Raw genomic sequence first — 7984 nt, 5'->3', positions numbered from 1 at the left:
CCACCGGCATGGGCGGCGGCGATGGCCTTGACCCCGGCCTGATTGACCCATACCGGCGAGCCCCCCACGAAGCCGAGCGGCCCGTGATCGAAATTCTCGCTGTTGAAATCATCAAACGCCACGCCGCCGCCGCCCGCGCCGACAAACTGGTTGGTCTCGACGCCATGGTCGAGCCAGACCGTGCTGGTCGTCACGTTCTGGTAGACGAAATTACGCCCCACCACCTTCGTTACGGACGGGATCATACGGCCTGCCAATGCCGGATAGCAGCATGAGCCGCACGTTATGGAACTGGAACGCGGCCAGGATGACCATTTCGGCGGGCTGGGTGCATTCCCTGCCATCGGCATCGAGATAGGTCACGCCGGTCGCGCGCCGGCCATCGGCATCAAGTTCCACCTTCAGCACATGGCTGTCGGGGCGCAGTTCGAACAGGGGGTGCCGCCGCAGCACCGGCAGGATGTTCACGTTGGGCGATGCCTTGGAATACATGTAACAGGCATATCCGCTGCAATAACCGCAGAAATTGCACGGCCCCATCTGCACGCCATACGGATTGACATATTGCTGCGAGGCATTGGCGGCGGGCAGGGAATAGGGATGGAAGCCCACGGCCTCCGCCGCCTTGCGGAATAGGTGGGCGCTATAGACATCCTTCAGCGCGGGCAACGGAAAATGGTCCGAGCGCGAGGGCGAAAAGACATTCCCTGCGCCCACTACCTGCCCGTTGACCTTATAGGCCTCGCCCGAGGTGCCGAACACCTTCTCCGCCTTGTCGAAAAAGGGTTCGAGTTCCTCGTACGTGACCCCGTAGTCCTGAAGGTTCATCCCCTCCGGGATAAAGGCGCGGCCGTATTTCTCGATCACGCGCGAACGCAGGCGCAGGTCATCGGGCGGAATGCGGAAATGCACGCCGGACCAGTGCAGCCCCGCGCCGCCCACGCCCTCACCGGGCAGGAAGGCCGCCATGCGCCGGTACGGCAGGGCCGTCTGCTGGCTGTTATTGCGGATCGTGACCGTGTTCCTGGACAGATCCTGAAACAACCGGTAGCGGAAATTGCCCTCCAGTTCATCAAGCGAGGCGGGATAGGCTCCGTCCGCCGCCGTGCTGCGGTCCGGCCCGCGTTCCAGCATGACGACCGACCGCCCGGCCTCCGTCATTTCCTTGGCCATGATGGACCCGGCCCAGCCGCCCCCCACGATCACGACATCAACCGGGGCAAGCCTGCGTGCGTCCGCGCTCATGCCCGCTCCCCCGTTATCGAGACACTTCCCAGCGGGTAATGCGCGCCATAGCGGTCCACCCAGTCCATGAAATCCCCCCGCGCGCCGGGAAAGCCCAGCATGTCCAGCCGCCAAGGCCGGTATTGCCGCCATGCAGGGGGTCACTGAAAGCGCCCTCCATCACATTGGCCAGCAACTGTTCGAAAAACACCGCCGAAGGCACATCGTCAAATACCAGCCCACCCTGCTCGGCCGCGCGCAGCAGGCCATCCTGCACCACGGGCGTCAGGGCCGCGAAGGGCCTGCCATGGCGGGTGGTGGCATGGGCGTTCATACCCGCTATGCCACGCTGGTACAGGTCACGCGGGGCATAGGGCAACTGGTAGCCAGATTGGCCGCCCCCTGCACGAAGGGGCCGGTGCGGTACCAGCCCGCCCCGTGCCCGTAGGGGGTTTCCATCTGCATATCGATAAAACGGGGCACATCCAGCGCCAGCGCGCCGGGGCCATGAACATCCGCCGGGATCAGGCGGTCACAGGCCGCGATCAGGAAATCCCACTGCGGGGCATTGAAAAAACGCGGCGCGTAAGGGGGCCGCGTAATGGCCGACGCGCCGAAAGCGGAAACCGTGCCACATGCCGCCGCCCCCGCAAGCCCCTGCATGAAACGCCGCCGTGACGGCGTGAGCCGTAAACTGCCAATACCCAAAAAATGCCTTCCCGCCATACCCTGCGTCTATGCTGAACCGTTTTTTCATTTATCCGTAGGCAACGGATTGATGCCGGATCGATTTTTCCGATAATTTTATTAATAGCAAGAAAATATGACGGGTGGAAAAGCAGGAAAGGCAGGTTTTCAGGTACTGCCTTTTACAGAAAGGCGGCGGTTCTGAAGCTTTTTGTAAAAAGCTTCACCAAAACTTACACCTGATTACATAATGTTGCGTGGGCTGCTTTTCGGGCATCTCCTGCAAATCCTGTATCATTATGGATGGGTGTTCGGGGCACATACAATTAAATAGAACACATAAAAATATAAGTCGGTTATTTTACCTGAACGTAAAATATTACATAATCCATATACACGGTCATTTCTCGGTAAATATTCGCCTGTCTCTCCTTGACGCACCACATTCCCCGCAATATCCACGCAGCCATGCGCCTCTTCCTTTTTACATGCCGGAGTGTGGGTACCGCCTGCATCGCATCCGTAACCGATGCCGCCGTTGGATACCCGCAGGCGCTTGTACGGCGGATCGGGCACCCGGTCATATGGATCGGTCGCCTGATCGACCGGCTCGACACGGGCCTTAACCGCCCCGACCTGCCCCCCACGCGCCGCAGGGTGAATGGCTTTGTCGCGGCGGGGCTGATCGTGGCGTTACCGACCTTCCCGGCCGTGGTGCTGGAGCGGGTTCTGAAGCGTGTGCTGCCCCGCTGGCTCGCCCTGCCGGTTACGGTGCTGCTGGCCAGCACGCTGGTCGCGCAGCGTTCACTCCATGACCATGTGCTGGCGGTGGCGCGATCGGCGGAGGAAAGCCTGCCCGCCGCGCGCCATGCCGTCTCCCATATTGTAGGCCGCGACCCCGAACAGCTTGATGAGGCGGGTGTCCTGCGCGCGGCGATCGAGACACTGGCGGAAAATTTTTCCGATGGCATCGTGGCCCCCCTGTTCTGGATGGCGGCGGGGGGGCTGCCGGGCGCGGTATTCTATAAATCAGCCAATACGGCGGATAGCATGATCGGCCACCGCACGCCGAGGCATGAGGCGTTTGGTTACGCCGCCGCCAGGCTGGATGACCTGGTCAACCTGCCCGCTTCCCGCCTTTCCGCCCTGTGGATCATCCTGGCGGCGGCGACCATGCGCGGCATGAATGCGGGCGGGGCGCTGCGCATCCTGCGGCGGGACGCCACGACCCATCGTTCCCCCAATGCAGGCTGGCCCGAAGCCGCGATGGCGGGCGCGCTGGGCATACGCCTGTCCGGCCCGCGCGCCTATAACGGCGTTACTGTGGATGAGCCATGGGTGGGCGATGGCCCCGCCACGCTCCGCCCGGACGCCCTGTACCGCGCGCTGGCTCTGTACCGCCGGGCCTGCCTGATCCAGACCCTGGCGGGATTTGCAGGGCTGGGACTGTTCGCACGGGGCCTGCGGCGGCGGCCTGCCCGGCTGGGATGATTTCAAAACAACTCATTGATAAATAATAAAAGTTTTGGGATTCCGCCTTTTTTCTCAAAAAATCGGCGTTCCCTGAAGCTTTTTGAAAAAAGCTTCACCAAAACTTCCTTATGATTTCCGCAATGCTTTCCGGAACAGTCTCCTGCTCTGCAACAGGCAGCGAAACGGGTGGATTAATCCCATAAAGATGGTATTGTTTTGGAATTAAACAGGAAATACGCCTGACAGTGAAAAGAGAGGCAATGATCCATTAGACATTCATTATTATGGATGATGAACTATATTGGGTATGCTTGGGTCCGTGAGTGAGAAAAAATGGCCATAAAGCCAGATATTTGCCTGATAATATGTACGTTCAACCGCCCGGAAGGACTACGGCGCATTCTGGACTGCTGCGTCCGGCAGATCGCCACCTGCGCATTATCGTGTGAAATTGTTGTCTCGGATAACAGCCCATCCGGTTATGCGAATTCCGTTATAGCTTCCCTGGATGCGCACGGCGTTTCCATTCACTGTGTTCAGTCTGCTCCGGGTAATATTTCACGCGCAAGAAATAAAGGCATCTCCGCATCATCCGCGGATATTATAATATTTCTTGATGATGACATGACTGTCTGTGACAACTGGATTTCCATCATGCATGCGGCGCTGGAGGAGCATGAGGCCGACTGCGCCCTTTCCTCCCTGGTGCCGGTATCCGAAAATAAGATACCTGTTCAGGGAATGAGCGCCGCTTTCTTTTCCCGTCTTCTGGCCATGCCCGATGGCACCTGTGTCAGCCCGGGGAAGAAATCCGGCATGGCCTATGTATCGGTCGCGACAAGTGGCACGATCTGGCGGCGCGCCACATGTTTTACGGACGCCCTGCCGTTTGATCCGGAATTCGGCGCATCCGGCGGCGAGGATTGTGACCTGTTCCTGAGACTGGAAAACCGCCGGAAGAAAATCATCTGGTGTGGCTCCGCCATTTCCTACGAATGGGTTCCGCCGGGCAGGATGACCTTCCGCTACCTGCTCATGCGGGCATTTGGGGGCGGGCAGATATTTGTCGGGGTGCTGGTCAAGAATTCCCGCCATCCGCGCCTCAGTTCACTGAAATGGATAGGTATCGGCCTGCTGCAATGTATTGGCGGGGGGGTCATGCTGGGGGGCATGGGTATGTTAAGTGTCATTGCCCCCAAGAAATTCAGGAATACATTTATCTCGCTGGCCTTCAGGGAGGCCGCGGCCATAGGGAAGATCACCTGGTTCCGTAAATACCCGACCTATAAGGTCGAGCATGAAATGAACAAATCATTGAAAGTTAATGATTTATAAAAAATAGGCGTTTTGGGGCGCCTATGCCGCCCGCACCGGGCGCGCCATGGCCAGCAGGCCGTCAATATCGAGATGGGCTTCCATATGATCGGCCAGCGCGTCCAGCGCGGCATCAACCGTCCTGTCATGGTCATGCCCGCCGGAACGACCGCCCAGCCGCGCCAGCAGGGTCGCGCGGGCCGCGCCATCGGCCAGCAGGCCATGAACATAACTGCCCCATACCCGGCCCGACGGGCTGACCGCGCCATCATATCCGTCACCCAGATCGATCAGGGGCCGGTTGGCATGGTCCGGGCCGGTGGTGCGGCCGATATGCATTTCATACCCGCGCACCGGCGCGCGTTCGGGCAGCAGGTGGCCACTTACATCCTCAAGCCGCTTGCTGCCTTCCAGTACGGTCGTGACATCCAGCAGCCCCAGACCATCGACAGCGCCCGGTGGTCCCTCGATCCCGGCGGGGTCGGCAATGCTCCGGCCCAGCATCTGGTAGCCGCCGCATATGCCCATCACATACCCGCCACGGCGCACATGGGCATGAATGTCAATATCCCAGCCTTCGCGCCGCAGAGCCGCCAGATCGGCAATCGTGGCCTTGGCGCCCGGCAGGATGACCAGATCGCACGCCGGCAGCACCCGCCCGCGTGGCACCATGGTCAGGGAGACCTCCGGTTCCGCCGCCAGCGGGTCCAGGTCATCAAAATTGGCGATCATGGGCAGGCAGGGCACGGCCACGCGCACGGTGGAGGTTCCCGTTCCCGCCCCTGCCGCGCCGGGGGCAAGATCGGCGGCGTCCTCGGCGGGGAGGTCACGCACGCGGTCCAGAAAGGGCAGCAGCCCCACGGAACGCCAGCCCGTCATGCGCGCGATTTCGGTCATGCCGGTGGCGAACAGGGTCGGATCCCCACGCATACGGTTGACGATAAAGCCCTTTATACGTTGCGCGTCCTGTGCCGCCACCACGGTAGCAGTACCCACAAGGCTCGCGATCACGCCGCCACGGTCGATGTCACCCACCAGCACAACATCAATATCCGCCGCCTGCGCGAACCCCATATTGGCGATGTCATCCGCGCGCAGATTGATCTCGGAGGCGGATCCGGCCCCTTCCACCAGCACGATGTCGGCCTGCGCCGCGAGTGCATGGAAACTCGCCAGCACTTCAGGCATCAGGCCCCGCTTGAAGCTCTGGAAATCGCGCGCGCGCACCTGCCCGCGCATCTGGCCACGCACCACCAGTTGCGACCCCGTCATGCCCTGCGGCTTGAGCAGGACCGGGTTCATGTCCACCGAAAGCGGCACCCCGCAGGCGCGGGCCTGCAGGGCCTGCGCGCGTCCGATTTCACCGCCATCGGCGGTCACGGCGGCGTTGTTGGACATGTTCTGCGGCTTGAAGGGGCGCACCCGCAGGCCCCGGCGGGTCAATGCGCGGGCCAGTCCCGCCACCAGCACGGATTTGCCCACGCTGGAGCCGGTGCCCTGGAACATGAGGGCTTTCGCCACCATCAGAACTCGATCCCGGCCTGCGCCTTCACCCCCTTGCGGAAGTGATGGGCCACCTGCGTCATTTCGGTCACCAGATCGGCGGCCTCGATCATGGCGGGGCGGGCGTTACGGCCGGTCACCACCACGTGCTGCATGGGCGGGCGGGCGGCGATATCGGCCAGCACCTCCGCCATGGGCAGGTAATCGTAGCGCAGGGCGATATTGAGTTCATCCAGTATCACCATCGCCACATCCGCGCGCCCCAGCGCGTTGCGCGCCTGTTCCCATGCGATGCGGCAGTTGGCCATGTCCCGCGCGCGGTCCTGCGTGTTCCATGTAAAGCCCTCGCCCAGGGCATGCCATTCCACCTGGTCGCCAAAACGCGCGAGCGCCTTGCGCTCGCCCGTATTCCATGCCCCCTTGATGAACTGGATCACCACGATCCGCCCGCCATGGGCCAGCGTGCGCAGCGCCATGCCAAAGGCGGCGGTGGATTTTCCCTTGCCCGCGCCGGTATGGACCGCCAGCAGCCCTTTTTCTATGGATTTGCCGCTGACCTCCCGGTCCTGCACTTCCTTGCGCTTCGCCATCTTCTCGCGGTGGCGGATTTCTTCGGGGGTAAGGGTCATTTCAACTCCATCGGCAGGCCAGCCACCACAAAAACAACACGCGCCGCCTCGCGCGCAACAGCCTGATGCAGCAGGCCCGCCTCATCCCGGAACCGGCGCGCAAGCGCATTGTCCGGCACGATCCCCTGCCCCACCTCGTTCGAGACCAGGACCGTTGGCCCCGCCCTGCGCGCCAGTGCCGCAAGCAGGCCCCCAGTCGCCTGCGCGATGTCATGGCCGCCCAGCATGAGGTTGGTCAGCCACAGGGTCAGGCAGTCCACCAGCACGGGGCCGGGGCCTGCAATGTCGAGCACCCCGGCCACATCCAGCGGGGCCTCGAACGTATGCCACCCTTCGCCGCGCCGGGTCTGGTGCGCGGCCACGCGCCCCGCCATTTCCGCGTCATGGGGCTGGCAGGTGGCGATATAGTTCCACGGGGTCGGCCAACGGGTGAACAGTCCCTCGGCAAAGCGGCTCTTGCCCGATCGCGCGCCGCCCAGAACGAGCGTGCACGCCTTCATGCCGGTCAGCGCATCATGCGGGGGGGGCGCTTTCATTTTATCTCCACCATCTTGCATCTGGGCGCATAAGACCACACAACACCGTGTATGCCATCCCGTCTTTCCTTTCCATGCGACATGCACGCCCTGCGCGCGCTGTGCCATGACCTGCCCGCACCCGACATGGCGGCAGACACCGCCATTACCCGCCATGACAGCCAGTTGACCAAACCCCCCGGCAGCCCTCGGGCAGCTTGAGGCCCTGGCCCGCTGGGCGGGACAGTGGCAGCGCACCGACCGCCCGCGCGCCGAGCGGGTGGATATTATCGTATTCGCGGGCAATCACGGCGTGACCGCGCAGGGTGTGACACCATGGCCGACCGATGTCACGCGCCAGATGGTCACGAATTTTCGCAATGGCGGGGCTGCCATCAACCAGATCGCGCGCGTGGCCAGCGCCCGCCTGCATGTGATCGAGGTGATGGACCTCCATCCACGGCCGATTTCACGCAGGCCCCCGCCATGGATGAAGCCACCTTCCTCCAGGCCGTCACGACCGGCATGCGGGCCGTGCGGCCCGGAACCGACCTGCTCTGCCTTGGGGAAATGGGCATTGGCAATACAACCCCCGCCGCCGCCATGGCCGCCGCCCTGTTCGGCGGGGGCGGCGCGAAA

5 protein-coding genes and 3 pseudogenes are annotated in these 7984 nt (G+C 62.4%); 3 read left to right on the top strand and 5 right to left on the bottom strand.

Going from position 1 to position 7984, the window contains the following annotated elements; all coding sequences use genetic code 11:
* Together JCM25156_RS22245 and JCM25156_RS22240 are read right to left on the bottom strand one after the other, a co-directional pair.
* A pseudogene (locus JCM25156_RS22245) lies at positions 1-1245 on the bottom strand (GMC family oxidoreductase N-terminal domain-containing protein); the annotation flags it as partial.
* A pseudogene (locus JCM25156_RS22240) lies at positions 1242-1887 on the bottom strand (gluconate 2-dehydrogenase subunit 3 family protein). The pseudogenes JCM25156_RS22240 and JCM25156_RS22245, both read right to left, overlap by 4 nt.
* Positions 1888-2379: 492 nt before the next feature.
* Here JCM25156_RS22240 and cbiB point away from each other — a divergent pair.
* Both cbiB and JCM25156_RS06975 read left to right on the top strand, forming a co-directional pair.
* Entirely contained in the window at positions 2380-3402 is a 1023-nt protein-coding gene (gene cbiB / locus JCM25156_RS06980; protein ID WP_025812594.1) for an adenosylcobinamide-phosphate synthase CbiB, read from the top strand.
* A 315-nt stretch (positions 3403-3717) separates the two neighbouring features.
* Positions 3718-4719: a glycosyltransferase family 2 protein gene (locus JCM25156_RS06975; RefSeq protein WP_084296477.1), complete on the top strand. Its 1002-nt coding sequence runs from the start codon at positions 3718-3720 to the stop codon at positions 4717-4719.
* A gap of 21 nt (positions 4720-4740) precedes the next feature.
* Here JCM25156_RS06975 and JCM25156_RS06970 read toward each other — a convergent pair whose 3' ends face one another.
* From JCM25156_RS06970 to cobU, 3 genes are read right to left on the bottom strand one after another with little or no spacing between them, the layout of a single operon-like run.
* The gene (locus JCM25156_RS06970) at positions 4741-6222 is read right to left on the bottom strand and encodes a cobyric acid synthase (protein WP_025812592.1); all 1482 of its coding nucleotides are present in this window, start codon (positions 6220-6222) and stop codon (positions 4741-4743) included.
* Positions 6222-6830, bottom strand: a complete 609-nt coding sequence (gene cobO / locus JCM25156_RS06965) for a cob(I)yrinic acid a,c-diamide adenosyltransferase (protein WP_025812591.1) — start codon at positions 6828-6830, stop codon at positions 6222-6224. The genes JCM25156_RS06970 and cobO overlap by 1 nt, the downstream gene beginning before the upstream one ends.
* A complete protein-coding gene (gene cobU, locus JCM25156_RS06960; RefSeq protein WP_034958728.1) occupies positions 6827-7366 on the bottom strand; it encodes a bifunctional adenosylcobinamide kinase/adenosylcobinamide-phosphate guanylyltransferase in 540 nt (179 codons plus the stop codon). The genes cobO and cobU overlap by 4 nt, the downstream gene beginning before the upstream one ends.
* Positions 7367-7417: 51 nt before the next feature.
* On the opposite strand from cobU, the pseudogene JCM25156_RS22235 reads away from it, so the two are divergent.
* A pseudogene (locus JCM25156_RS22235) lies at positions 7418-7984 on the top strand (nicotinate-nucleotide--dimethylbenzimidazole phosphoribosyltransferase); the annotation flags it as partial.

This window comes from Komagataeibacter kakiaceti JCM 25156 (assembly GCF_000613305.1).
The sequence above is the reverse complement of the archived record's forward strand: the minus strand, read 5'-3'. Positions and strand labels throughout refer to the sequence as shown.